At 66.0% G+C, this 25,441-nt stretch carries 19 protein-coding genes; 11 read left to right on the plus strand and 8 right to left on the minus strand.

What is annotated here, in order from left to right:
* The first annotated feature begins 276 nt into the window (after positions 1–276).
* On the plus strand, positions 277–3,006 hold the full coding sequence (secA, locus tag FZO89_RS17350) for a preprotein translocase subunit SecA (RefSeq protein WP_149104720.1): 2,730 nt from the start codon (positions 277–279) through the stop codon (positions 3,004–3,006).
* A 225-nt stretch (positions 3,007–3,231) separates the two neighbouring features.
* The gene (locus FZO89_RS17355) at positions 3,232–4,185 is read left to right on the plus strand and encodes a Nudix family hydrolase (protein ID WP_262378775.1); all 954 of its coding nucleotides are present in this window, start codon (positions 3,232–3,234) and stop codon (positions 4,183–4,185) included.
* A gap of 31 nt (positions 4,186–4,216) precedes the next feature.
* Here FZO89_RS17355 and coaE read toward each other — a convergent pair whose 3' ends face one another.
* The 4 genes from coaE to pilB form a co-directional block, all read right to left on the minus strand.
* Positions 4,217–4,855 (minus strand): dephospho-CoA kinase, encoded by a 639-nt coding sequence (coaE, locus tag FZO89_RS17360; RefSeq protein ID WP_149104722.1) that lies wholly within the window; start codon positions 4,853–4,855, stop codon positions 4,217–4,219.
* A 716-nt stretch (positions 4,856–5,571) separates the two neighbouring features.
* The gene (locus FZO89_RS17365) at positions 5,572–6,432 is read right to left on the minus strand and encodes a prepilin peptidase (protein ID WP_149104723.1); all 861 of its coding nucleotides are present in this window, start codon (positions 6,430–6,432) and stop codon (positions 5,572–5,574) included.
* Positions 6,433–6,441: 9 nt separating this feature from the next.
* Positions 6,442–7,722, minus strand: coding sequence for a type II secretion system F family protein (locus FZO89_RS17370; RefSeq protein WP_149104724.1), 1,281 nt, complete (start codon positions 7,720–7,722; stop codon positions 6,442–6,444).
* Positions 7,723–8,065: 343 nt separating this feature from the next.
* Positions 8,066–9,790 (minus strand): type IV-A pilus assembly ATPase PilB, encoded by a 1,725-nt coding sequence (gene pilB, locus FZO89_RS17375; protein ID WP_149104725.1) that lies wholly within the window; start codon positions 9,788–9,790, stop codon positions 8,066–8,068.
* Between the two features lie 131 nt (positions 9,791–9,921).
* On the opposite strand from pilB, the gene FZO89_RS17380 reads away from it, so the two are divergent.
* The 9 genes from FZO89_RS17380 (at position 9,922) to FZO89_RS17420 (ending at position 20,228) form a co-directional block, all read left to right on the plus strand.
* On the plus strand, positions 9,922–10,776 hold the full coding sequence (locus FZO89_RS17380; RefSeq protein WP_149104726.1) for a glycosyltransferase family 2 protein: 855 nt from the start codon (positions 9,922–9,924) through the stop codon (positions 10,774–10,776).
* A 377-nt stretch (positions 10,777–11,153) separates the two neighbouring features.
* Complete coding sequence (locus tag FZO89_RS17385) at positions 11,154–12,269, plus strand: glycosyltransferase (RefSeq protein ID WP_262378776.1); 1,116 nt, start codon at positions 11,154–11,156, stop codon at positions 12,267–12,269.
* A 56-nt stretch (positions 12,270–12,325) separates the two neighbouring features.
* A complete protein-coding gene (locus tag FZO89_RS17390) occupies positions 12,326–13,543 on the plus strand; it encodes a lipopolysaccharide biosynthesis protein (protein WP_149104728.1) in 1,218 nt (405 codons plus the stop codon).
* On the plus strand, positions 13,533–14,336 hold the full coding sequence (locus FZO89_RS17395) for a class I SAM-dependent methyltransferase (protein ID WP_187471243.1): 804 nt from the start codon (positions 13,533–13,535) through the stop codon (positions 14,334–14,336). Before FZO89_RS17390 ends, FZO89_RS17395 begins: the two co-directional genes overlap by 11 nt.
* Positions 14,336–15,334, plus strand: coding sequence for a class I SAM-dependent methyltransferase (locus FZO89_RS17400; protein ID WP_149104730.1), 999 nt, complete (start codon positions 14,336–14,338; stop codon positions 15,332–15,334). The genes FZO89_RS17395 and FZO89_RS17400 overlap by 1 nt, the downstream gene beginning before the upstream one ends.
* On the plus strand, positions 15,331–16,053 hold the full coding sequence (locus FZO89_RS17405) for a TylF/MycF/NovP-related O-methyltransferase (protein ID WP_149104731.1): 723 nt from the start codon (positions 15,331–15,333) through the stop codon (positions 16,051–16,053). The genes FZO89_RS17400 and FZO89_RS17405 overlap by 4 nt, the downstream gene beginning before the upstream one ends.
* 41 nt (positions 16,054–16,094) lie before the next feature.
* Entirely contained in the window at positions 16,095–17,990 is a 1,896-nt protein-coding gene (gene asnB, locus FZO89_RS17410; protein ID WP_149104732.1) for an asparagine synthase (glutamine-hydrolyzing), read from the plus strand.
* Positions 17,983–19,128 (plus strand): glycosyltransferase family 4 protein, encoded by a 1,146-nt coding sequence (locus tag FZO89_RS17415; RefSeq protein ID WP_187471245.1) that lies wholly within the window; start codon positions 17,983–17,985, stop codon positions 19,126–19,128. The genes asnB and FZO89_RS17415 overlap by 8 nt, the downstream gene beginning before the upstream one ends.
* On the plus strand, positions 19,128–20,228 hold the full coding sequence (locus tag FZO89_RS17420) for a glycosyltransferase (RefSeq protein WP_149104734.1): 1,101 nt from the start codon (positions 19,128–19,130) through the stop codon (positions 20,226–20,228). Before FZO89_RS17415 ends, FZO89_RS17420 begins: the two co-directional genes overlap by 1 nt.
* Positions 20,229–20,400: 172 nt before the next feature.
* Here FZO89_RS17420 and FZO89_RS17425 read toward each other — a convergent pair whose 3' ends face one another.
* From FZO89_RS17425 to FZO89_RS19085, 4 genes are all read right to left on the minus strand, one after another.
* The gene (locus tag FZO89_RS17425) at positions 20,401–22,260 is read right to left on the minus strand and encodes a hypothetical protein (RefSeq protein WP_149104735.1); all 1,860 of its coding nucleotides are present in this window, start codon (positions 22,258–22,260) and stop codon (positions 20,401–20,403) included.
* A gap of 73 nt (positions 22,261–22,333) precedes the next feature.
* The gene (locus FZO89_RS17430) at positions 22,334–24,169 is read right to left on the minus strand and encodes a hypothetical protein (protein WP_149104736.1); all 1,836 of its coding nucleotides are present in this window, start codon (positions 24,167–24,169) and stop codon (positions 22,334–22,336) included.
* A gap of 137 nt (positions 24,170–24,306) precedes the next feature.
* The gene (locus FZO89_RS19080; RefSeq protein WP_425480491.1) at positions 24,307–24,642 is read right to left on the minus strand and encodes a prepilin-type N-terminal cleavage/methylation domain-containing protein; all 336 of its coding nucleotides are present in this window, start codon (positions 24,640–24,642) and stop codon (positions 24,307–24,309) included.
* A 220-nt stretch (positions 24,643–24,862) separates the two neighbouring features.
* Complete coding sequence (locus FZO89_RS19085; RefSeq protein WP_149104737.1) at positions 24,863–25,213, minus strand: prepilin-type N-terminal cleavage/methylation domain-containing protein; 351 nt, start codon at positions 25,211–25,213, stop codon at positions 24,863–24,865.
* Between the last annotated feature and the right edge of the window lie 228 nt (positions 25,214–25,441).

The raw sequence follows: 25,441 nt of genomic DNA on the forward strand, positions 1-25,441 counted from the left end.
CGGGACGCTCGAAACGGGTGGTTCACCCGCTTCGCGCGCGGCGACGCGTTCGGCATCAGGCGGCGTGGGTTCCGCGCCTGCGGCGCGGCCCTCATCCGCCTTTCGGGCACCTCCTCCCGCAGGCGGGAGAAGGGGGCGGCGCCCTTGCAAACGCCCCCGGGCGCCACCACGGTACAATGCGCGTTGCCATCGAAAAGGGCGCCTCTCGCGCCCTTTTTCATTGCCGGCGCGCCTTTCCGGCGCCGCCCGGCCCCGTCACAGGATCCCGGTACATCCATGCTCAATCGCTTGCTCACCAGCGTCTTCGGCAGCCGCAACGACCGCCTCGTCAAGCAGCTCGGCGGCATCGTCAAGAAGATCAACGCCCTCGAGCCTGAGATGCAGGCATTGTCCGACGCCGAGCTGCAGGCCAAGACCCCCGAGTTCAGGCAGCGCGTCGCCGACGGCGAAGCGCTCGACAAGCTCCTCCCCGAGGCCTTCGCCGTGTGCCGCGAGGCCAGCGTCCGGGTGCTCGGCCTGCGCCACTACGACGTGCAGCTGGTCGGCGGCATGGTGCTGCACATGGGCAAGATCGCCGAGATGCGCACCGGCGAGGGCAAGACCCTGGTCGCGACCCTGCCGTGCTACCTCAACGCGATGGAAGGCAAGGGCGTCCACGTCGTCACCGTCAACGACTACCTCGCCCGCCGCGACGCCGCGCAGATGGGCAAGCTCTACAACTGGCTGGGCCTGAGCGTCGGCGTGGTCTATCCCGGCATGCCGCACTCGGACAAGCACGGCGCGTACGGCGCCGACATCACCTACGGCACCAACAACGAGTTCGGCTTCGACTACCTGCGCGACAACATGGCGATGTCGAAGCGCGACCGCTTCCAGCGCGGCCTGAACTACGCGATCGTCGACGAGGTCGACTCGATCCTGATCGACGAGGCGCGCACGCCGCTGATCATCTCCGGCCCGGCGGACGATTCGCCCGAGCTGTACATCAAGGTCAACCGGATCGTGCCTTCGCTGACCCGGCAGCTCGTCGAGGACGGGGTCGGCGACTACTGGGTCGACGAGAAGGGCAAGCAGGTGCACCTGTCCGAGGCCGGCCAGGAACACGCCGAGGAACTGCTGCACCGCGCCGGCATCCTCGAGGCCGGCGACGACCTCTACGCGCCGCACAACATCCACGTGGTCCACCACCTCAACGCCGCGATGCGCGCGCACGCGATCTACCAGCGCGACGTGGACTACATCGTGCGCGACGGCGAGGTGGTGATCGTCGACGAATTCACCGGCCGCACCCTGGTCGGCCGGCGCTGGTCCGACGGCCTGCACCAGGCGGTGGAGGCCAAGGAAGGCGTGCCGGTGCAGCGCGAGAACCAGACGCTGGCCAGCATCACCTTCCAGAACCTGTTCCGCATGTACGGCAAGCTCTCGGGCATGACCGGCACCGCCGATACCGAGGCCTTCGAGTTCAACAGCATCTACGGCCTGGAAGTGGTGGTGATCCCCACCCACCGGCCGATGATCCGCATCGACCATCCCGACGCGGTGTTCCTCAACAAGACAGGCAAGTACCGCGCGGTCGCGGCCGAGATCAAGGACTGCCACGGGCGCGGCCAGCCGGTGCTGGTCGGCACCACCTCGATCGAGGTCTCGGAACTGCTGTCGAAGTTCCTGACCGAGGACAACATCCCGCACGAGGTGCTCAACGCCAAGCAGCACGAACGCGAAGCGCAGATCGTCGCCAACGCCGGCCGGCCCGGGGCGGTCACCATCGCCACCAACATGGCCGGCCGCGGCACCGACATCGTGCTCGGCGGTTCGCTCGACACCGAACTCGCCGCGCTGGGCGAAGAGGCGGGCGAGGCGGAGAAGGCGCGCGTGCGCGAGGAATGGCAGAAGCGCCACGATGCCGTGGTCGCCGCCGGCGGCCTGCACATCGTCGGCACCGAACGCCACGAATCGCGCCGCATCGACAACCAGCTGCGCGGCCGTTCGGGACGCCAGGGCGACCCGGGATCGAGCCGCTTCTACCTCTCGCTCGAAGACAACCTGATGCGCATCTTCGCCGCCGACTGGGTGCAGCGGGTGATGGCGCGGATGGGCCTGAAGGAAGACGACATCATCGAGTCGCCGCTGGTGTCCAAGCAGATCGCCAACGCGCAGCGCAAGGTCGAGGCCCACAACTTCGACATCCGCAAGAACCTGCTCGACTTCGACGACGTCAACAACGACCAGCGCAAGGTCATCTACGGCCAGCGCGACGAGCTGCTCGAGGCCGAGAGCGTGCAGGAGAACATCGACGGCATCCGCGGCGACGTGGTGGCCGAGGTGGTCGAACGCTTCGTGCCGCCGGAATCGATCGACGACCAGTGGGACCTGCCCGGCCTGGAGTCCACGCTGGACCAGGAATTCGGCCTGCAGCTGCCGCTGGTGCAACTGGCCCGGGACAGCAGGGAGCTCGATGCCGAAGGCATCCAGAACCATGTGCGCGAGGCGCTGGAGCGGGTGTTCACCGAGAAGGAGGCGCAGGTCGGTCACGAGACCATGCGCGCGCTCGAGAAGCACATCATGCTCAACGTGCTCGACGACAACTGGAAGCAGCACCTCGGCCGGATGGACTACCTGCGCCAGGGCATCCACCTGCGCGGCTACGCGCAGAAGCAGCCCAAGCAGGAGTACAAGAAGGAAGCGTTCGCGCTGTTCAGCGAGATGCTCGACAAGGTCAAGCGCGAGGTGGTGACCCTGCTGGCGCGCGTGCGCGTTCGCAGCGAGGAGGAGGTCGCGGCGATCGAGGCGCAGGAGCGCGCGCAGGTCGAGGCGAGGCTGCGCCAGGCGCAGTTCCAGCACGCCGATGCCGGCGGCTACAGCGCCGACGAGGAAGCCGCGCAGCCCGATTTCCAGCAGGGGTCGCAGGCGCCGATCGTGCGCGACGGCGCCAAGATCGGCCGCAACGATCCGTGTCCCTGCGGCAGCGGCAAGAAGTACAAGCACTGCCATGGGCAGCTCGCCTGAGGCAGCGACTTCGACGCGGGTTGCTGCGAACCGGCAGCCCGCGCGCCGCGCGCTTTCTCGCAACGCGCCTTCCGCGCAAGGCAGCGCTTTACCCCTTCTCCCGCCACGCGGGGGAGGGCCTTTTCCCCCTCTCCCGCTCCGCGGGGGAGGGCCGGGGTGGGGGCATCCACCGCCGCCATGACGCCTGATCCCCCAGGCCATCCTCCCAGCGCCCTTCCGCAGCCCGTGGATCCTCCCGGCGCCACTCACGTCGTCGCCGGCGTCATCGTCGACGCCCGTGGCCGCGTGCTGCTGGCGCGCCGCACCGCCGGCCGTGAGCTCGCCGGCCTGTGGGAATTCCCGGGCGGCAAGGTCGAGCCGGGCGAAACCCCGGAAGCGGCGCTCGCGCGCGAACTCGACGAGGAACTGGGCATCGAGGTCGAGCTCGGCGATCCGCTGATGGTCGTGCCGCACCTCACGCCGACCCGGCGCCTGCGGCTGGACGTGCGCGGCATCCGCGCCTGGCGCGGCACGCCGAAGGGCTACGAGGGCCAGGCGCTGGCCTGGGTCCAGCCAGGCGCGCTGCCGCGCTACGACATGCCCGATCCGGACCGCCCGGTCGTCGCGGCTTTGCTGCAGCCCGACCATTGCCTGGTCACGCCGCCGCCCGGGCCCGGCGACAGCGACGCCACGTGGCTTGCCGCGCTGGAATCCGCGCTTGCCCGGGGCGTGCGGCGTGTGCAGTTCCGCATGCCGGGCATCGACCGCAGCCGCCGGCAGCAACTGCTGGCCAACGCCGCCCTGCATTGCGCGGCCGCCGGCGCCCAGCTGCTGGTGAACGGCGACGCCCGCCTCGCCTGCGAATCGGGCCTCGGCCTGCACCTGCCCGCCGCGCGGCTGCGCGAATGCCGGGCACGCCCGGTGGCGGACGACCAGCCGCTCTCGGCCTCCTGCCACGATGCCGAAGAACTGAAGCTGGCGCAGGCGCTGGGATGCGACTTCGCCCTGGTCGGCCCGGTCCACCCGACGCCCACGCATCCCGGCCATGGCGGTATCGGCTGGGCGGGGTTCGAGGCACTGCGCGAACAGGCGTCGCTGCCGATCTATGCCATCGGCGGGCTGGGCGTGGACGACATCGCCGCCGCGCGCAGCCACGGCGCGCAGGGCATCGCCGCGATCCGGGGGCTGTGGGAGGCGTGAAGCCCCCGGCCGCCGGGCAGCGGCGTCCGGATCAGTCGGCCGCCGCCATCGCCCGGTAGCGCGCATCCAGGGCGGCGACCTGCGCGTCCAGCGCCTGCAGCGGGCCGTCGTTGACGAGGACGTCGTCCGCGATCGCTAGGCGCTGCAGGCGCGTGGCCTGCGCCGCGATCATCCGCTCGGCGAGCGCCGCGTCGATGCCGTCGCGGGCCAGCAGCCGCGCGCGCTGCACGTCCACCGGCACGTCGACCACCAGCACCCGCCGCAGCCACGGATAGGCGCCGCGGCCGGCCGCCTGCCCGCCCGCCGCGGGCAGGGCTTCGGCCAGCAGCGGGATCGCGGCGATCGCATACGGCCCCGGCGCGGCCGCGCAGGTGGCCTGCAGCAGTTCGCGTACGCGCGGGTGCACGATGGCCTCCAGCCGGGCGCGTGCCGCGTCGTCGGTGAACACGCGCCGCCGCATCGCGGCCCGGTCCAGCGACCCGTCCGCGGCCAGCGCCTGCGCGCCGAACGCCGCCACGACCTCCGCGAGCCCCGGACTCCCCACCGCCACCGCATCGCGCGCCGCGACGTCGGCGTCGGCGACGGTCACGCCCAGCGCCTCGAAGCGCCGCGTGACCTCGCTCTTGCCGGAGGCCACGCCCCCGGTGAGTCCCACTACGTAGTCGGCCATGGGGGGATTGTGCCGGTATTTGCGCCAAGCCTCCCGCGCACGGAACCAGCGGGAGGACAGTCCCGACGGAAACAGAAGGACATCGCTCTCCCGGTGGGGGAATCAGGGGCTGGACGAAGAGCTTCCCTCATCCGCCCTTCGGGCACCTTCTCCCGCCAAGCGGGAGAAGGGACAGCAAGCAGGCGAAGGGACGACATGCAGGAGAAGGGACAGCTGTCGAACCCCTCTCCCGCTTGCGGGAGAGGGGCAGGGGTGAGGGCAGCGGCGGCGGGGCGTTTCCGCGCCTTCGGCGCGCCCTCATCCGCCCTTCGGGCACCTTCTCCCGCCAAGCGGGAGAAGGGACGGCAAGCAGGCGAAGGACAACATGCAGGCGAAGGGACAGCTGTTGAACCCCTCTCCCGCTTGCGGGAGAGGGGCAGGGGTGAGGGCAGCGGCGGCGGGGCGTTTCCGCGCCTTCGGCGCGCCCTCATCCGGCCCTTCGGGCCACCTTCTCCCGCAACGCGAGAGAAGGGATACGGAGAACCCCTCTCCCGCTTGCGGGAGAGGGGCAGGGGTGAGGGCAGCGGCGGCGGGGCGTTTCCGCGCCTTCGGCGCGCCCTCATCCGGCCCTGCGGGCCACCTTCTCCCGCAACGCGGGAGAAGGGACCAGACACTCTCCCAATGGAGCAGCTCCCCTCTCCCGCTTGCGGGAGAGGGGCAGTGGTGAGGGCCGGAACTCAGATCCCCGCGTACCCGCGATACGCGCCGATCAACTGTTCGCCCCACATGAAGACGATCCACCCGGCGATCGCCAGGTACGGCCCGAACGGGATCGGGGTGGCGCGGTCGCGCCCCTTCACCGCCAGCCAGATCGATCCGATCAGCGCGCCGACCACCGACGACAGCAGGATGATCGGCAACACCCCCGCCAGCCCCACCCAGGCGCCCAGCGCGGCCAGCAGCTTGAAGTCGCCGTGGCCCATGCCTTCCTTGCCGGTGACCTGCTTGAACACCCACCACACCGACCATAGGCTGGCGTAGCCGGCGATCGCGCCGAGCAGGGCGGGCTTGGCCGGCATGTACAGGTTGTCGAGCGCGGCGATCAGCCCCAGCCACATCAGCGGCAGGGTCAGCGAATCGGGCAGCAACTGCGTGCGCAGGTCGATCCCCGACAGCGCGACCAGGAAGCAGGTCAGCAGGCACGCCCCGAAGCCCTGCCAGCCGAACCCGAAACGCCACACGCACAGCACGCACAGCACCGCCGTGAGCAGTTCCACCAGCGGATACTGGATCGAGATCGGTGCCTTGCAGCTGCGGCACTTGCCGCGCAGCGCCAGCCAGCTGAAGACGGGGATGTTCTCGTACCACGACAACTGGTGCCCGCAGTGCGGGCAGTGCGAGCGCTCGACCACGATCCCCGGCGGGGGCGGGTCGTAGAGCTCGGGCTCGCCGAGCACCTCGCGCGCGTCGCGGCTCCATTCCCATTCCATGCGCCGCGGCAGGCGCAGGATCACCACGTTGAGGAAGCTGCCCACGAGGAGGCCCAGCCCGGCGACCATCGGGTAGCCGAGTTCGGGGTTCTGGTCGAGGTAAGCCATCCGGGCGGGTCAGCCCATCACGGTCATGGCGATCTTGAATATCGGCAGGTACATGGCGATCACGATCGCGCCGACCATGCCGCCGATGATCACCATCACGAACGGCTCGATCAGGCTGCTGATCGCGTCGACCGCGTTGTCCACTTCCTGCTCGTAGAACTCGGCTACCTTGAACAGCATCGTGTCGAGCGCGCCGGCCTCCTCGCCGATCGCGGTCATCTGCACCACCATGTGCGGGAACAGGTTGACCTGCTTCATCGCCAGGTTGAGCTGGAAGCCCACCGAGACATCATCGCGCATCTGGTGCACGGCCTCGGTGTAGACCATGTTGCCGGTAGCGCCGGCCACGCTGTCCATCGCCTCCACCAGCGGTACGCCGGCCTTGAAGGTCACCGCCAGCGTGCGCGAGAACCGGGCGATCGCCGAATTGTGCAGCACCTGGCCGATGATCGGGATCTTCAGCATCATCCGGTCGACGAAGTGCTGCAGCTTGAGCGAGCGGCGGTAGAAGTACATGAACACGGCGAACGCGCCCAGCGCGACGATCAGCAGCGCCCACCACCATTTCACCATCACGGCTGATATCCCGAACACCAGCGCCGTGAACGCCGGCAGGTCGGCGCCGAAGCTCGCGAACTGCTCTTCGAAGACCGGGACCACGAACACCATGAGAATGCCACACACCAGGATGGCAACAGCGATGACCGTGATCGGATAGAACAGCGCCTTCTTGATCTTGCCCTTGATGCTCTCGATGTTCTCCTTGTAATCGGCGATGGTCGCCAGCACCGTCTCCAGAGCGCCGGACGACTCGCCCGCGCGCACCAGGTTGCGGTACAGCTCGTCGAACTGCACCGGATGCTTGCTCATCGCCTCGTAGATCGACGAGCCGCCCTCGATGTCCAGGCGCAGTTCGTCTACCAGCTTCTTCATCCGCGGGTTCTTCTGGCCGTTGCCGATGATCTCCAGCGCCATCACGATCGGCACGCCGGATTTCATCATCGTCGCGATCTGGCGGCTGAATACCGCGATGTCCTTCTGCGAGACCGCCTTGCCGGCACTGCCGAACAGCGGCTTGGGCTTGGGCTTCACCACGCCGGGGTTGATCCCCTGCCGGCGCAGTTCGGCACGCAGCATGTTGGCGTTCTTCGACTGCTGCTCGCCCTTCATCTTCTTGCCGCGCTTGTCCGTGCCCTCCCAGACGAACATCGGCAGGGTCACGCCTTCGCGCAACGGCGCTTTGGCCGTGCCCCGGGCGGCGGTCTTGGCGGCGGAACGTGTCACGGCCATCGGATTGTCCCCTGATGTTGTCCGGTCTCCCCGACCGGACGAATTCCCTTGCATGGTAACCGCTTAGGCAAGGAAGTGAAATTCAACTCTGTGACGGTGAGCAGGGTTTCGGGCCCTGCGGCAGAGGGAGACGAACTCCCTTCCCGCTTGCGGGAGAGGGGCCGGGGTGAGGGCCGGCTGCCGGGGATGCGTCCGCGCCGTTGGCACGCCCCCATCCGGCCCTTCGGGCCACCTTCCACCCGTGAAGGGCGCAATGCCCCGCAAGCGGGAGAAGGGAAGTCGGCCGCCTGCCTCTACCCGGGCGAACGGATCGGCCCGCACGCAGGCAAGGGCGGCGCTCCATTCAATCCTTCGTCACCCGGTTGATCTCCGCCAGGCTGGTCATGCCCTTCTTCACCTTCAGCAGTGCCGAACCGCGCAGGTCGCGCACGCCCGAGCGTTGCGCCGCGGCCGCGATCTGGATCGCATTGCCGCCTTCCAGCACGATCGCCGCGATCTCGTCGGTCATCGGCATCACCTGGTAGAGGCCGGTGCGCCCCTTGTAGCCATTGGTGCAGTCGTCGCAGCCCACGGCCTCGTAGACGACGAACCCCTCGTTGATCTCGGCCTCGGTGTAGCCCTCGGCCAGCAATGCGTGATCGGGCAGGTCCACCTTGCGCTTGCACTTGTCGCACAGCCGCCGCGCCAGGCGCTGCGCGATCACCAGGGTGACCGAGCTGGTGATGTTGTAGGGCGCGATGCCCATGTTCATCAGTCGCGCGATGGTCTGCGGCGCGTCGTTGGTGTGCAGGGTGGACAGCACCATGTGGCCGGTCTGCGCGGCCTTGATCGCGATCTCGGCGGTTTCCAGGTCGCGGATCTCGCCGACCATGATGATGTCCGGGTCCTGTCGCAGGAAGCTGCGCAGCGCGGCGGCGAAGGTCATGCCGCGACGCTCGTTCTGCTGCACCTGGTTCACGCCCGGCAGGCGGATTTCCACCGGATCCTCGACCGTGGAGATATTGCGGATCTCGTCGTTGAGGATGCCCAGCGCCGTGTACAGCGAGACCGTCTTGCCCGAGCCGGTGGGACCGGTGACCAGCACCATGCCGTAGGGCTTGTGGATGGCCTCCTCGAACAGCTTCTGCTGGTCGGGCTCGTAACCGAGCTTGTCGATGCCCAGCTTCGCGGCGCTGGCGTCGAGAATACGCAGCACCACCTTCTCGCCGAACAGGGTGGGCAGGGTGCTGACGCGGAAGTCGATCTGCTTGGTCTTGCTGATGTTGAGCTTGATGCGGCCGTCCTGCGGGATGCGCTTCTCGGCGATGTCCAGCTGCGCCATCACCTTCAGGCGGGCGGTGATGCGCGAATTGAGCTTGACCGGCATCTTCGCGGTCTGCTTGAGGATGCCGTCGACCCGCAGGCGCACCCGGTAATCGGTTTCGTAGGGTTCGAAGTGGATGTCCGAGGCGCCGCGCTTGATCGCGTCGATCAGCACCTTGTTGACGAACTTCACGACCGGCGCATCGTCCTGCTTGCCGTCGGCGCCGGTGTCCCGGGTCTCCTCGTCGCCGCCCTCGACGTCGAGGTTCTCGAGCCCGTCGGCATCGTCGAGCGAGTCGCCGAAAGTGTCCGACGCCTGCAGCCACAGCTCCAGCGTGCGCCGGATTCCGTCCTCATCCAGCAGGATCGGTTCCACCACCAGGTTGGTGTGGAACTTGATCTCGTCCAGCGCATGGCTGTTGGTCGGGTCGGACGTGCCCACGAACAGCTTGGCCCCGCGCTTGAACAGCGGCAGCACCTGGTGCTTGTTCAGCAGTTCCTCGCTGACCAGCTTGACCGCGCTGACCGACGCGTCCATGGCGCCGGGGTCGAAGATCGGCATGCCGAACTCGATCGAGTTCGCGGCCGCCATCTGCGCGGCGGTCACCAGCTTGTGCTCGCGCAGCCAGGCGGCCACCGGCTTGCGCTCGGCCGTGGCCTTGTCGAGCGCCTCGCGGGCGTTGCCCTCGTCAAGGGCGCCGTCCATCACCAGGCGGCGGGCGATGCCGGTGATGCCGACGAGGTTCGGGGTCGGGACTGCGCTCATGTCGTGCCTCCTCAATGCGCCGACTTTACCCCAAGCACATCATGTGCCAAAGGGACTTGCGCCACTTTCCGGAGAAATCGCCTCCAGTCGGCGGCCGTTTCGGGCTACTCTTTGCCGCCAGAGGGGAATCCATGCGTCTTTCCGTCATCCTGCCTGCCAAGAACGAGGCCGAGGGCCTGCGCCAGACCCTGCCTCGCGTGCGCGAAGCCCACCCCGACGCCGAGCTGATCGTCGTGGACGACGGCTCCAGCGACGGCACCGCCGCGGTCGCCGCGGCACACGGGGCCCGGGTGCTGTCGAGCCCCTATTCGATGGGCAACGGCGCGGCGATCAAGCGCGGTGCCCGGGCCGCCACCGGCGAGATCCTGGTGTTCATGGATGCCGATGGCCAGCACGACCCTGCAGAGATTGCCAAGTTGCTGAAGCGTCTGGACCAAGGCTATGACCTGGTTGTCGGCGCGCGCGGTGCTGGAGGGCAAGCCAATGCCGGGAGGGGCCTGGCGAACAGGTTCTACAACCGGCTCGCCAGTTGGATGACCGGACATCGCGTGGACGATCTCACCTCAGGATTCCGCGTGGTGCGCGCGGATCGCTTTCGAGAGTTCCTCCACCTGCTGCCGAACGGGTTCAGTTACCCGACCACCAGTACCATGGCGTTCTTCCGGAGCGCCTATGCCGTGGACTACGTTCCTGTCGATGTGACGCGTCGTGTCGGCAACACCAGCCACATCCGGCCCATCAAGGATGGAGTCCGGTTTCTGTTGATCATCTTCCGCATCGCCACGTTATATTCGCCGCTCAAGCTCTTCGCGCCTGCCGCGATGGCTTTTTTCTTGCTGGGGGTCGGGTACTACGGCTATACGTACGCCACGCAAGGCCGATTCACCAACATGAGCGCATTGCTGTTCAGTGCGGCCGTCATCGTGTTCCTGATCGGTCTTGTGTCGGAGCAGATCACCGCATTGACGTACAAGCGGGACCCTTAGTGCCAACGCGAGCAAAGGCGGTGGATTGGATCGACTTGGGGGAGCAGCGGCGGACTGAAGGCGGCTGTGACGGCGATGCAACGACTTGTCGTTTTGGGGAAGTATCCCCAACGTTCCAGTCAAGTCTCGTCGCAGTCGACGGCCCATGTGCAGGCTGTGTCGGCACTCGATCCTCATCCAAGCGGAGCATCAGTGGCGACACCAATCGCCAACTCCGCATGTCGCTCGCGCGGGTCATGCCCTGCACAGCGCATGGCCATCAACGGCCCTCCGTGGCGAAAGTCGGAGGCTGAGCCGTGCCGCAAGACTGCAAACCCAGGCTGCTGGTCCTGGCATCCACTTATCCCCGGTGGGCTGGGGATCCCGAGCCGGGTTTCGTGCACGAATTGGCGTGCCGGCTGACCGACCGGTTCCACGTCACCGTACTGTGTCCGCACGCAGCAGGCGCGCCGGTGGTGGAAACGATGGACGACGTCGATGTCGTACGCTATCGCTACGCGCCGGAAGCATGGGAAACGCTGGTCAACGATGGTGGCATCGTCACCAACCTCCGGCGCGCCAAGTGGAAATACCTGCTGGTACCGGGCTTCGTGCTGGCCCAGGCATGGCGCGCGTGGCGCCTGATCCGGCGTCAGCGTATCGACGTGTTACATGCGCATTGGCTGGTTCCGCAAGGATTCGTCGCCGTACTGCTTTCGAAGCTGAGTCGTCGTGCCCTCCCGTTCCTGGTGACCTCACACGGTGCGGACCTCTTTGCCCTGCGCGCGTGGCCATTCCCCGCTATCAAACGCCTCGTGGTTCGGGAGGCCGCAGGCGTGACCGTGGTCAGTGAGGGAATGCTGGCCGGGATGGCGGCGCTGGGCGGCGGTCCGGACCGTGTGGCGGTGGAGCCGATGGGGGTCGACCTGAAGGGACGTTTCCGACCGGATCCAGCCCTGCCGAGATCCCGTTCCGAAATCCTGTTTGTAGGCAGGCTTGTCGAGAAGAAGGGGTTGCAGCATCTCTTGGAAGCGATTCCCTTGATCCGGCTGGAGCGGCCGGATGTGCGCCTGACTGTTGCCGGCTTCGGACCGGATCTGGAAGTACGGCGCGAGCATGCCGTCAGACTTGGCATCGACGATGCGGTGAATTTCCTCGGCCCGGTCGCCCAGCAGCATCTCCCCGATCTTTACCGACGGGCAGCGCTGTTCGTCGCACCATTTGTGGAGGCCGATTCGGGTGATCAGGATGGCCTCGGACTGGTTTTGATAGAAGCCCTTGGTTGCGGCTGCCCAGTCGTGGTGTCCAGGCTGCCGGCGACCCGGGCCCTGCTCACATCCTGCGCGGGCATGTACGAAGCGGCGCCTGGTGACCCGGGCTCGATTTCGCAGGCAGTGCTTGAAGCACTGGATGCGGCAAAGTCTCCCCGCGTCGAAGACATTGCCGGGTTCGACTGGGACGAGAGGGCGGCCGCTTACGGGGCCCTGCTCGAGCACATAGCGGCCGACCCGTGACCTGGGGTTCGCGACCCACCTCATGGATGCAGCCTTTGGCCAGAAGCGCTGCCACGGTGTTCGCCTGGAATGCTGCCCGACTCGTCTCCCAGTTGGCGTGGGTGCTGCTGCTGGCGCGGGCCCTCGGCCCGCAGGGGTACGGTGTTTTCTCCGGGCTTGCCGGGCTGGGTCTTGCGCTGGGTGGTTTCGCGGCCTTTGGCATGGGTCTGCGTCTCTATCAGGACGTCGCGCGCAACCACCGGGAACTGCCGGCCCATTGGCCGTTGGTGCGCCTGGCACTGGCCTGGAGCGCGCCGGCCCTGTTCGCGCTCTATCTGCTGTCGTCCTTCGCAGTGCAGGCTGAAACAGAGATGGTCGTCCTGCTGTCGATTGGACTTGCCGAAGTCGTGCTGGCACCGCTCTGCACGCAGGTAGCGTTTGCTTACGCATCCCTGGGCAGGATGGGCGAAGCGGCCGCCGTTCCGGTAGCCCTGTCCTTGGCAAGGGTTGCGGCGGCGCTGGCGTACCTGTTGGCCACGCCGACATCCGGCCTGTCGGCCTACGCCATGATGCATGTCGTCGCGACGCTGGGCGCCGTTCTCTGGGTCTGGTCAAGTGCGCACCGTCGGCTCGGACTGCCGCGGCACACACGGCAGATCGGGAATCGGGAACTGAAGTCGGGCCTCGGCTTCTCATCGCTTTGGGCAAGCGGGCTGGCACTGACTTCGTTGGACAAGACCTCGGCCATGTATGCGGGGGGCGGCGCGGTGGCGGGGGAGTACACGGCCGGGTATCGGCTTGCTTCCATTGTGGCGCTGCCCGTCGAAGCGCTGACGACCACCATCATGCCCAGGCTGTTCAGGGCAGGCGGAGGCAGGCCCATCGCGCCTCGGACAGTCGCTCTGCTCCTGGGAGGGGTTCTCTTGTACGGCTTGGCTGCCGGTTGGCTGGCCAGCCGCATACTTCCGATACTGCCCGTCTTGCTTGGCGAAGGTTTCGCTGGCGTCGTGCCATTGGTCGCATTGCTTGGCTGGTGGGTGCCGGCGTATTGCCTGAGAATGCTGACCGGCAACATGATGCTGGGCTATGGCCGCAAGGGGTTTCGGGTGGGCTTGGAGCTCTCCGGGCTTATGGTAATGACCGCCCTGATGCTTGTCTGGATACCAGGGGAAGGGCTGGCGGGAGCGTTCCGGGCGCTGCTGGCTGCCGAGTGGATGATGGCCTGCGTTGGCGTCGTCCTGTTAGCGGGCATCTCGCGCCGCCGTGTCGATGGATACGCGCCCAATGGACCTTGAGCATATTCACGCGATCAGGGATCGGGAGCTGGAGTCCATTTGCAATCTCATCCGGCGTTTCAAGCCCTCCGCGCAGCCCCTTGATGTACTCGACGTAGGAGCGGGAAGCGGTCGCCAGGCCGCTGGACTGGCGGCGCTAGGCCATCGCGTCTCGGCCGTCGATATCGACACGAGTGCATATGCGGACAGCGCCTGTTACCCGATCTCGATATACGACGGAAGGAACCTGCCTTTTGCCGACGCGTCCTTCGACGTCGTCGTCAGTTCCAACGTGCTCGAACACGTGCAGGACCTTGACGCGCTGCTGGCCGATATGAGTCGGGTTCTTCGGAGAGAGGGCATTGCCGTGCACGTACTGCCAACCCATACCTGGCGCGTCTGGACCACGCTGGCGCACGCGCCGTGGGTCCTGAAGCGGAGTTGGCAGTTGATCACGGGCGGGCGACAACGTCGGACTCAGGCAGGAGGTGACAGTCGGGCGCACGCGGAACGTCGTGCTTCGATGTCGGTCATCATTCCGAGCCGCCACGGTGAAAGAGGGAACCTTTTGACGGAAGTCTGGTACTTCTCCCCCGCCTGGTGGAGGCGCACTTTCCGGCGAAACGGCTGGACGCCCGTACACGACGAGAAGTGCGACCTGTTTTACACCGGGACGATGCTGCTCTCGACACGCCTCGACCTGGCGGCGCGGCAAGGACTGGCTCGTTTCCTTGGAAGCTCGACACATGGCTATGTACTCCGATCTCGCCGAGGAATGGAAAGCGCGGCAACCAACCTGTTGGATGAGTACTGATGGACGCGACGTTTCCCCGCTTGGTCGATCCCGTCGTTGGTCAGCCCCTCTCGCGTGATTGCGAAGCGCTGGTTTCCATGCAGGGACGGCGGTATCCAATCGTGGCCGGCATCCCCCGGTTCGTGCCCGAGGAGAACTATGCCTTGGCCTTTGGCGAGCAATGGGTGCGGTTCCCGCGTACCCAGTTGGACTCCGCAACCGGGTTGACCCTGTCGCGAGACCGGCTCGAACGCTGTCTGGGACATGCGCTGGCCGAACTGTCCGGCCAGCTGGTGCTCGAAGCCGGTTCCGGCGCAGGCAGGTTCACAGAGCTGTTGCTGCAATCAGGCGCGACGCTGGACTCGTTCGACTACTCCGGCGCGGTTTCGGCCAATGCCGGGAATAACGGAGCGCATCCCAAGCTCAGCCTCGTGCAGGCGGACGTCAGGCAAATGCCGTTCCCGCGTGAGACGTATGATCTGGTCGTGTGTCTGGGGGTCGTACAACACACGCCCGATCCGGAGGAAACGTTGCGCGCCCTCTGGTCCCGGGTCCGCCCTGGCGGACGCCTCGTGTTCGACCATTACAGGTTCAAGATCAGGAACTACCTGCCTCCGCCACTCGGCACGGCGGGGATCGTGTATCGCCGTTACTTTCTGGGGTTGCCGCGTGAAGAGCGCTTCGACGCGGTGAAGCGCGTGGTCGACAGGTGGTTTCCCCTGATATGGAAGTACCGCGAAAACTACCCGATCCAGTTCCTCCTCAGCCGCTTGAACCCGGTCGTCAACTACTACCCGCATTTCGGCCTGAAAGACCGGCAGATGTACTACGAATGGATGTTGCTGGACACCCATGACGCTATGACCGATGTGTACAAGCATCGCAGGACCGCACGAGGCATCAATCGATTCCTGAAAGCTCTAGGTGCTGAGGATGTCAGGGTGTGGCACGGCGGCAATGGAGTCGAGGCTTCCTGTCGAAAGCCTCAGAAGAAGCGTGGCTGGACGGAGGGCAGATGAAGAAGATCTTGCGCGACTATCGGGATTTCAGAAGGAATCGAGAATTTCGCGATGTTCCGAAGTGGCATCGTGAAATCATGGAAAAGGTGTTGCCGTTCACCATGGCCGGGCCAGAACGAACATTGGCCACGATCTGCGCGGTAGAGTACGTGGTAAGAAACTCGGTGCCTGGTGCCGTTGTCGAATGCGGCGTCTGGCAGGGTGGGCAGATGATGGCGGCTGCACTGACCCTGCTGCAGCTCGGAGAGAGCCGCGAGATCATCCTGTTCGACACGTTCTCCGGCATGACGGCACCAACCCCAGCAGATCGCGACCTTGATGGTGCTGATGCAAGGCCGGTGTTCGAGCAGCTTTCCAAGAAGGAAGTCGGCGATCGCTGGTGCGAGGCCGGGATAGAGGAGGTCCATCGGAACCTCGCTTCGACTGGTTATCCGATGGAGTTCGTCCGGCTGGTTCAGGGCCCAGTGGAAGAGACCCTTCCCGACCATGCGCCCGCGCAGATCTCCTGCCTGCGCCTGGACACCGATTGGTACGAGTCAACTCTGCACGAGCTTGAGCACCTCTATCCCCGTGTCGCGTCACTAGGTGTGGTGATTGTCGACGACTACGGGCACTGGCAGGGTGCCAGGCAGGCTACGGACGAGTATCTCGCAACTAACGGAATTCCGGCGTTGATGCACAGGATCGACTACACCGGTCGGCAGTTTGTGAAGCGCTGAGTCCCAGACGCTCTCGCGGAGTCTACGAGACAGCAGATGTCATGTGCGGACTAACAGGCTACTTGGGCGGAGATTCTAGTCGACGGGAGAAGTTCCTTCGGACCTCGGCTGTAGCACTGCGCCACCGTGGCCCCGACGGCGGCGGTATATGGAATCCGGAGGGCCCCATCGGACTGGCGCACAGGCGGCTGGCCATTGTCGACCTGAGCGCTGCCGGCGCGCAGCCTATGTCGTCTGCGAATGGGCGCTGGGTCGTCACGTTCAACGGCGAGATCTACAACCACCGCCAACTTCGCGAACAGCTTTGCGATGGCCGTTCGGTTGACTGGCGTGGCCACTCCGACACAGAAGTTCTGGTGGAAGCCATTGACCGCTTCGGAGTCGTGGAGACGCTGCGTCGTTGCAACGGCATGTTCGCATTCGCGGCGTGGGACCACGAGACGTCCGAGCTCTGGCTTGCGAGGGACAGTACCGGCGAGAAACCTCTTTACGTGGGGTGGGTCGGTGGTGGCATTGCGTTCGCTTCCGAGCTGCGGGCCCTGCGAACGCATCCGGCGTGGTTGGGTGGTATCGACCAGGAGGCTTTGACATGGATGCTCACGTTCGGCTACGTGCCGGCACCGTTGAGCATCCATCCGGGTGTTTTCAAACTGCCGGCCGGGTGCTGTCTTGCGCTCCGGCCGGGCGACGAACGCAACGCGCCGTCTGCCGGCGAGTTGAATGGGCGTCTTGTGCGCTGGTGGCGACTCGACGAACTGACGGGTTGTCCGCCAGCGACAGGCAGGCGCATGACCGGGGCCGAGGCTCTCGATCGGCTTGACGCATTGCTCGACGACGCGGTCGAACTGCGGATGCAGGCGGATGTGCCGGTGGCCGCGATGCTCTCCGGTGGCATTGATTCCACCTTGGTCGTCTCGAGCATGGTCCGGCGCGCCTCGGGCAGAGTGCGAACGTTTACGGTCGCGTTCGACGAGCCCGGTGTCGACGAGGCTGCGCATGCCGCCGCGGTGGCGCGTTCGCTTGGCACGTGGCACGAGGAAGTCAGATGCCCAGCGGGGGCGGCCTTGGCGCTGGTGGACCGACTGCCCGACATCTACGACGAACCGTTTGCAGATCCGGCCCAGATCCCTGCCGTACTCGTCTCGGAGGCGATCCGGCAGCACGTGCCGGTAGCCCTGACAGGCGATGGTGGAGATGAGCTTTTCGAAGGCTATCAGCGGCACCTCGACGCGGTTGCCTGGTGGCGTGTCACAGGACGACTGGGAGAGCGTGGCCGGACCTCCGCAGCCTCGGCTTTGCGACGACTGTCTGACCTGCTCCCTGCAGGCACCGCGTCGCGTACGAGCGGGCGCCTGGGGGCGCGCCTGGAGGGGGCGGACTTCGATGACTACTACCGCCGCGTTCTGCAGTTTCCGGAGTCGGCAGCTCTTGGCTTGGATGCGCCCAGGAACCTGGTGCTGCCGTGTCCACCCGCGGGCCTGACGGCGCTGGGCGCGCGCATGCGTTTCGTGGACCAGATGCTGGGCCTTCCAGAGGGCATTCATACGAAGCTGGACCGCGCGAGCATGTCTGCAGGGCTCGAACTCCGGGTGCCATTTCTCGATCCGAGGATCCAGGCGCTGTCGTGGGAGCTACCCGCTGACAGCCATGCCGGCGCGGGAACCGGAAAGCTGTGGCTGCGCAGGTTGCTCGCGCGCCGCATGCCCGGGGGGGTCGCCGAGCGCAGGAAGCAGGGGTTCGACGTACCGATTGGCGAATGGCTGCGGGGGCCGCTCAGGCCCTGGGCCATGGAACTGCTCTCCGACATGGACGATTCCCTGCTGTCGCGCCCACATGTCGAGAAGGTATGGGCGGCCCACCTGGCGGGCAGGCGCGATGCTTCATATGCAATGTGGGCGGTCCTCTGTTACCTGGCGTGGGCCCGGCGCCATGGCTGATCCGGTCCGCATTCTGGTGTTGGCGAACTTGCCGCCCTGGGTCATGGGCGGCGCGGAGCACCAGACCGCCCGGCTTGTAGAGCAGTGGTGCCTGATGGGCGCCCATGTCGAGGTGGCTGGCTTTCGTATTCCCGACGGCGTGGTTCGTCTGGGCGATGCGGAGGTGAAAACGTACCGCCTGCGGTCCATTTCCGGTCTCGGCCGTACTGCGAGAGGCGGGACCTACCTGGCATCGCTACTCGTGTTTGCCCGGCGACATCGCAAGCGCTTCGATGTCGCCTACTGCCGTGGCCTTGCCGACGCGGCGCTCGGCCTGTCGCTTGCACGGGGGCTCGGTCTATGGCGGGCGCCGATCCTGGCCGTGCCCATCAACGCGCATGGGCAGGGCGATGCCAGTTTCGTCAGGTCCGTGCCGCTGTCGCCGCAGTGGCGCTCGCTGATGAACCGGCAGCTCGGTGCGATCAACCTCATCAACAGTGCGATCAACGGAGAACTGGATGCGCTGGGTCTGTACGAACCGCGTCGCAGCTTCATTCCAAACGGTATTGAAATTAGGCCTCAAATCGTGCGCACGCATGTCGGACGGCCCCGGCGGCTGATGTGGACGGGGCGATTCGAACACCAGAAGGGGCTCGACCTCCTGGTCGATGCGCTCCGCTGCATGCATGAGATCGAAGGTCGCTGCACCATCGATCTTTATGGCGACGGTCCACTTCGGCAGCACATTGCGGACCTTGTCGTATCGAATGGACTTGGTGGCGTCGTCCGCTTTGGCGGCGTGCTGGGCAAGGATGAAGTCAGGGATCGGCTGACGGACTCTGATGCGTTCGTGCTGCCGTCCCGGTACGAAGGCATGTCCAACTCCGCGCTTGAAGCGATGGAAGCGGGGCTCCCCGTTCTGTGCACATCATGTGGTGGCATCGACCAGACCGTGCAGGAGGGTGCGGGCTGGGTCTGTGCTGCCAACGATCCGGAGGACTTGCGCCGGACATTGCGGCGGATGCTGTCGGAGACGGATGACGCATGGCTGGAAATGGGCAGTAAGGCGAGGCTACTGGTCGAACAACGTTTCCGCATCGAGGACATCGCGGCACGCAATCTGGAGCTGCTGCATGACTTGGCCAGGGTGGGTGCCTGATGCGTGTCCTGGTCGTCTGCAAGCGGCAGTACACCGGCAAGGATCTCGTGAGCGACAGGTTCGGTCGCCTGTACGAGCTGCCACTTGGCTTGGCATCGCTGATGGACGAGGTCCGAATCTGCGCGCTCAGCTATCGGCGGCGGGGCGGACCCGATGCCGGACGCTTCGAAGGGACCACGGTCGAATGGCGATCCCTGGACGCGCTTCCGGTCGGACTCGCCAGGCATGGCGCCTGGCTCGATGACGTCACTGAGGGGTGGAGACCGGATGTCGTCTGGGCGAGTTCAGACATGTTGCAGGCCGTACTGGCGGCGCGTTGGGCCCGGCGCCACGGAATTCCTTGCGTCATTGACCTCTACGACAACTACGAAAGTTTCGGCCTTTCGCGCCTGCCGGGACTGACGGCGGCGTTCCGCTCGGCGTGCATGCAGGCTGCGGCGCTGACCGTTGTCAGCGACTCGCTTGCAGAGTACGTCCGCGTAAACTACCGGCCGCCCGGTCCAGTCATTACCGTGGTCAACGGGATCCGCACTGATCTCTTTTATCCCCGCGAGAAATCGAATGCGAGAAGCCTGTTGGGACTACCGCAGGGTGCGCGCCTGATCGGCACCGCCGGGGCATTGACTGCAGACCGTGGAATCGAGGATCTGTTCAATGCCTTTGAGAAGCTGTCCAAGGACGATGAGAATCTTTGGCTCGTTCATGCCGGGCCCACCGACAAGAGCGCCCGGCGCGACCTTCCCCGCGTCCTGGATCTCGGCATGTTGCCGCAAGCGCGAGTTCCAGAGTTCTTGGCGGCGCTGGATGTTGGGGTGATATGTAACAGGGATACCCCTTTCGGCCGCCACTGCTTTCCGATGAAGCTATATGAGATGCTGTCAATGCACACTCCTATCGTGGCCGCAGCGCTTGGGGACGTCGCGCGGATCCTCGCAGAGAATCCGGCGTGTCTCTACCCGGTAGGAAATGTCGAGATACTGTGCGAAAGAATCGTTGGTCAACTGAATGCCCCGTCGGTTGCGAACCTTACGTCGCCGACCTGGCGGATGTGTGCAGCTTCGCTCAAGCTGGCTTTGGATTCGTACCGCGCCTCGTTGTAACGAGCTGTTGATGCACAGCGGTGCTGGGCCTGACATCGGCAGGCAATCCAGCCAACTGCTGAATTGCCGTCTTCGCGAGCAGGTCTCGCGGCGGCGCAACTCGTTGCTCAAGAGGTGGGGCTCCACGTCCCCCAGTGACAACCAGCATTCTATGCGCGCATGGCCGGGTCGATCATAGGGCGTACGCTCTCCCGCGTGTCGATCCGAGCAGCTCGATCGTGTCCGCCAGGTCCGGCCTGCCGACCGCTCTGAGTTCGGCCCCAAGCTGCAACGGAAAGGGGTCGTTCGCAGGCCTGGCCTCGATGGACTTGATGAAGTACGGGAGTGCCAGGTCAGGCTCCCCTAGGTGGTTCATCACGAAGTAGCCGATGTCCGCGCGGTTCACCGGTCCCAGGTTCCCCCGTTCCAGCACGATGGGAAGCAACTCGAGAAGCTCCTGCTTGTCCAGGTCGACGCCGTTGCGGGCGTGCGCGAGGAGGATGGTGAACACGCGGGTGTTGTCGCTGGTCATGCGCACGCTCCGCATCCGTTGCTGGAGCAGGTCCCATTCCGGGATCCGGCCGTCGCCCCGAAGGGTCTTCAGTACCACCAGCAGGGTGAGGCTGTTGAGCGCCTGCGGGGCGGCGTCGGCACCGTCGCGGCAAGTCTGGATGGCAAGGTCCAGCTGCGGGTTGCCAGCCACGGCGCCGCCGCCCGCACGGAACTGGCTCGCGCACAGCTGGACCCATGCACGGCCCGAACCCGGGGCGGCTTCGGTCCCGATCCGGGCGATGGCGGCGGAACTGCCCCACGCATGGGCCCGCACCACGGTGCCGCCCGCCAGTACCACCAGCACGGCCGCGCATGCGGCGGTCTGCAGGCCGGGGCGGGTCCGCACTTTCGCGCTGATATGGGTCAGCAGGCTGCCCAGGGCGAGGAGCGCCCCGATCAGGCCGAAGTGGTTCCGGTGCTCGAACACCATTTCCAGCGGCACCACGTTGCTGGTGACGAAATGGCTGGCGAAGAACAGGAACACGCCGAGCGAAAACAGCGGCCAGCGAGCGCGCAGGTGCCACGCGATGCCCAGCAGGCCGACGATCGCCGCGATGGCGGGCAGCGTCGTCCATGGCTGCAGCAGGTTGCGGGAAGGCTGCAGCCAGTCGTAATAGAAGGGCATGTTCCCGGGTAGCGGCGCGAGGATCTGCCACAGATGCATGCACAACACGCGCGGCTGGGTCAGCAGGCGCTCCAGGGTCGAGAAGTCTCGGCCGGGCAAGGTCTCCCAATGCCAGAAGTGCGGAATCACCACGAGGATGTAGGCCGCGGCGCCCACTGCCGCGGCAATCAGGTATCCGCGCTTGAGACGCTGCGTGACGCGCGGATCGGTCGCGGCGAAGCGCAGTACGGTCAGCTCCAGCGCCAATGTGTACGCGGGCAGCAGGACGGAGTCTTCCTTGCAGGCCAGGGCCAGTGCCCATAGCAGCAAGGTGAGTACCAGGCCGGTTCTGGCCGGCTGGCCGAGGAGCTGTGCCTGGCGCGCCTGCAGATAGCTCCAGAGCGCCAGCACGAGGAACAGGGTGCCTAGGGTCTGGATGCGCTGCACCGTGTACAGCACCGCGGATACCTGCAGGGGATGCGCGGCCCATGCGAAGGCAAGTGCGAGCGCGAGCCAGCCGGCCCGCTGGCTGCGCACCCCCACGAGCAACAGAAGGCTGCGGAAGAACCACCCCAACGCGAACGCCGTCAGCGCATGGATGAGGAGATTGGTGGTCTTGAAGACCATCGGATCCGCGCCGCCGCCGCGCCAGTAGTCGATCGCGAAACTGAGCGTCGGCAGGATCCGCGTGGGACCGGAGACCTGCGCCGTTCCCAGCACCTGCGCCAACGCATCGGCATCCATGCGGGTGAGGTGCAGCGCCTGGTTGTTGACGATGTTGTGGAAATCGTCGAACACGAATTCGCCCGGCAGCCCGGGCAGAAACAATGCCGCGGCCGTGATCGAGACAAGCAGGCCGAGGAGTGCGAACCGCATCGTGTTGTTCGGGGTGTTCATGGGCACCGTACAGGGCAAGGTGCCCATTCGTAGACGATCCGCCGGAAGGCCGGACGCGGGGCAATTGCGCGACTCAATGGGTGGCCCGCCGCGAGGCCTGCAGCCGGTCTGCCCACTCGGGGTGGCCTTCCCGGCGCAGGTAGTCGATCAGCCCGTTCGCGAATGACGGGTCCGGCGTGGTCAGCACGGCACGCGCGAAATGCGGGTAGGCCCTGTCCGGCTGCGTCGTGTGGCCAAGGATGAAGACGCCGATGGCCGCGTAGTCGTCAGGCTCGAACCGGACGCGCTCGCAGATGGTGTCGATCACCGCGAGCACGCCGCTTTCGTCGAGAGGAATCCCCTTGCGGACCATGTTGGTCATGGCCCACATCGAATAGACGTTCTCGCCGGTCATGGGGACGCGGCGCAGACGCTCAAGGTAACGGTCCCAGTCCGCCCTGCTGGCCGTGCCTTGCTGAGTCTTGAAGGCAAGTACGTTGGTGAGGCTCGCAACAGAATGCGGCGCCAGCTCTGCCGCCTTCTCGCAGGCGGGAATGGCCTTGTCGAGGTAGGGATTGCCTGCCTTCGTTCCACCTCCCGACCCGTGCCACTCGACGCAGAGGAAGTTCCAGGCGCGCACGGACGTCGGTGCGAGCCGCGTACTCGCCTGTGCCAGGGACACCCCGCTGCTCCACGCGTCCGCCCGCACGAGGGTGGCGCCGGCCAGCGCGAGCAGCAGCGCTACGCAGGCTGTGGCGGCGGGCAGTGCCTGAAGCCGAAGGCGGCCGGCGGCCAGCGCGAGCAGATCTCCAGCCGCCAGCACGATGCCGATCAGCGGCAGGTGGTTGCGGTGCTCGAACGCCAGCTCCAGCGGGATCACGTTGCTGGTGACGAAGTGGCCGGCGAAGAACAGCAGCACCCCGAACGCGAACAGGGGGCGCCGGTGGCGCAAGCCCCACGCCGAGGCGAGCAGTGCCGCCAGCAGCAGCAGCGCGGGCAGGGTGGTCCACGGAGTCAGCAGGCCGCGCGAAGGTTCGAGCCAGTCGTAGAAGAACGGCATATGAGCGGGCACCGGGACCAGCATCTGCCACAGGTACAGGCACAGCACCCGGCCCTGTGACAGCAGTCGCTCGATGCTGGAGAAGTCCCGCCCCGCATGGGCGTCCCAGGACCAGGAATGCGGGACTACCAGGAACACGAACGCGGCCGCCCCCAAGAGGGTGGCGATGAGGTAGCCGCGCTGCAGGATGCGTGCGATCCCAGGATCGGCGGCACGGAAGCGCAGCACCGTCAGTTCCAGCGCGAGCAGGTAAGCGGGCAGGAGTGCGGCGTCCTCCTTGCATCCCACGGCAAGTGCCCACAGCAGGCCGGTCAGAATCCAGCCGGTGCGGCCGCTGCGGCCTTCGATCTGCGCCACCCGCGCCCTCAGGTACGCCCACAGTGCCAGCACGATGAACATGGTTGCCAGCGTCTGCATGCGCTGCACGATGTACAGCACCGAGGAGACCTGGAGCGGGTGCACGGCCCAGGCCAGCGCCAGGGCGAGCGCCGCCCAGTGCGCGCGCGATCGTGCGACGCCGACAACCAGCAGAAGCTCGCGAAAGAACCAGGCCAGGGCCGCGGTGGTCAGCGCGTGGATGGCGAGGTTGGTGACCTTGAAGGTTTGCGGATCGAGGCCACCTGCGCGGAAGTGGTCGAGCGCGAACGTCAGCATCGGCACGAACCGCGTCGTGCTGCCGGGCTGTGGGCTGTAGGTAGCCTCGAGCACCGCGGCCGGTTGCAGTGAACGCAGGTGGAGTCCTGCGTTCTCGACGATGTTGCGAATGTCGTCGAGGATGAAACTGCCGGGCAGGCCCGGCAGGAACGCCAGGCTTGCGAGCAGCGCAAGGATCAACGAAACAAGGAGGAACCCGCGATTCGACAACACCATTGGGTCACGGGCCGGACTGTGAAGGCCTTGCGAGTATCGTCGCTCTGCTGCCGGACGGGAAGGCATCGGGGCAATGCCGCGTGGCCGCGACGCGAGCACCCGCCTGCGGCTCACCCTGCTCTACTAGCTCGCTGCGCTCAGAGCAGCGAGCAGTTCGCGGTGTCCATGTCGCAGCTGGTGGTGCGTGCACCCTGCGCTGCCAGTCGCGGCGTGCCGGTGATATCCACGCCGATCGCGGTGGCGGTTTCACCCGCGCCACAGGCTTTGAGTGGCGGGCCGACGGGCGCGCGGTTGTCCATCAACTCGGCCAACGCGAAGCGGGCGTAGTTCAACGTTTCGGCCTGGCAGGCCCCTTCGTCTGCACGGACACGATACGCGTTGTAGGCCGGCAACGCGATGGCGGCCAGGATGGCGATGATCGCGACCACGATCATCAGCTCGATCAGGGTGAAGCCCCGGTGGTGGCGATGCATCTGGTCGTCCCCTGCGACACGCGACGATGAAAATGAATGCAAGAGCCGGGCCATGTTTTGGCGAGCGCATAGTCCGGGACGGCGAAGCGTGACGGTAGTCACCCGCCTCCGGATGGACGGTCGTGTGGCAGTCGCATGCGGCAGGCACCGGAGACCGTCAAAAAAAAGGCCCCTCATTTTGTGAGGGGCCTTTCGAGCTAAAACGGTAGAGCGATACTGCTTAGACCGACGGATTCATCGAGCAGGTAGCGGTGTCTGCGTCGCAGGTGGTCTGGGCAGAACCAGGAGTCCGCGGGGTGAACTGAATAGATGCCCCGGTCCGGATCTGTGTCGTCGTCAGGGTGACAGCGTTCGTGCAAGCTTCCTGCGGCGCGGCGTCGATGGTCATATCCGACTGGCCGGCAGCCACGGCCGAGTTCATGTACGCCTTGGCCTCGGACTGGCAGGCGCCTTCGGCCGAGCGAACGCGGTAGTCGTTGTACGCCGGCAGCGCGATGGCGGCCAGGATGGCGATGATCGCGACGACGATCATCAGTTCGATCAGGGTGAAGCCTTTCTGCATCTTCTTCATGGTGGTGAATCCCCTAGGAGTGGATTTGAACTTCACGTGCCCTGTGGCCGGCCGATACCGGGTCCTGTGGGCAGCCGTGCAACAGCGCACGTGCCAACGAATTAACGCAGAGAGCGTGCCAACGTGGCAACCGTGGCGACTCACTGCGGCGATAGTGTGCAACGTCACAGTATTGGCCTTGCATTGTGGCTGGCCGCCCTCGATCAAGGAAAAGAATCGTCAGAAAGT

This window comes from Luteimonas viscosa (assembly GCF_008244685.1).
In the GTDB taxonomy this organism is placed as follows: Bacteria; Pseudomonadota; Gammaproteobacteria; order Xanthomonadales; family Xanthomonadaceae; genus Luteimonas; species Luteimonas viscosa.

Coding starts and splice junctions, on each gene's coding strand:
- secA (WP_149104720.1), top strand. CDS start 277: ATGCTCAATCGCTTGCTCACCAGCGTCTTCGGCAGCCGCAACGACCGC.
- coaE (WP_149104722.1), bottom strand. CDS start 4,855: ATGGCCGACTACGTAGTGGGACTCACCGGGGGCGTGGCCTCCGGCAAG.
- FZO89_RS17365 (WP_149104723.1), bottom strand. CDS start 6,432: ATGGCTTACCTCGACCAGAACCCCGAACTCGGCTACCCGATGGTCGCC.
- FZO89_RS17370 (WP_149104724.1), bottom strand. CDS start 7,722: ATGGCCGTGACACGTTCCGCCGCCAAGACCGCCGCCCGGGGCACGGCC.
- pilB (WP_149104725.1), bottom strand. CDS start 9,790: ATGAGCGCAGTCCCGACCCCGAACCTCGTCGGCATCACCGGCATCGCC.
- FZO89_RS17380 (WP_149104726.1), top strand. CDS start 9,922: ATGCGTCTTTCCGTCATCCTGCCTGCCAAGAACGAGGCCGAGGGCCTG.
- FZO89_RS17395 (WP_187471243.1), top strand. CDS start 13,533: ATGGACCTTGAGCATATTCACGCGATCAGGGATCGGGAGCTGGAGTCC.
- FZO89_RS17400 (WP_149104730.1), top strand. CDS start 14,336: ATGGACGCGACGTTTCCCCGCTTGGTCGATCCCGTCGTTGGTCAGCCC.
- FZO89_RS17405 (WP_149104731.1), top strand. CDS start 15,331: ATGAAGAAGATCTTGCGCGACTATCGGGATTTCAGAAGGAATCGAGAA.
- asnB (WP_149104732.1), top strand. CDS start 16,095: ATGTGCGGACTAACAGGCTACTTGGGCGGAGATTCTAGTCGACGGGAG.
- FZO89_RS17415 (WP_187471245.1), top strand. CDS start 17,983: ATGGCTGATCCGGTCCGCATTCTGGTGTTGGCGAACTTGCCGCCCTGG.
- FZO89_RS17420 (WP_149104734.1), top strand. CDS start 19,128: ATGCGTGTCCTGGTCGTCTGCAAGCGGCAGTACACCGGCAAGGATCTC.
- FZO89_RS17425 (WP_149104735.1), bottom strand. CDS start 22,260: ATGAACACCCCGAACAACACGATGCGGTTCGCACTCCTCGGCCTGCTT.
- FZO89_RS17430 (WP_149104736.1), bottom strand. CDS start 24,169: ATGGTGTTGTCGAATCGCGGGTTCCTCCTTGTTTCGTTGATCCTTGCG.
- FZO89_RS19080 (WP_425480491.1), bottom strand. CDS start 24,642: ATGCATCGCCACCACCGGGGCTTCACCCTGATCGAGCTGATGATCGTG.
- FZO89_RS19085 (WP_149104737.1), bottom strand. CDS start 25,213: ATGAAGAAGATGCAGAAAGGCTTCACCCTGATCGAACTGATGATCGTC.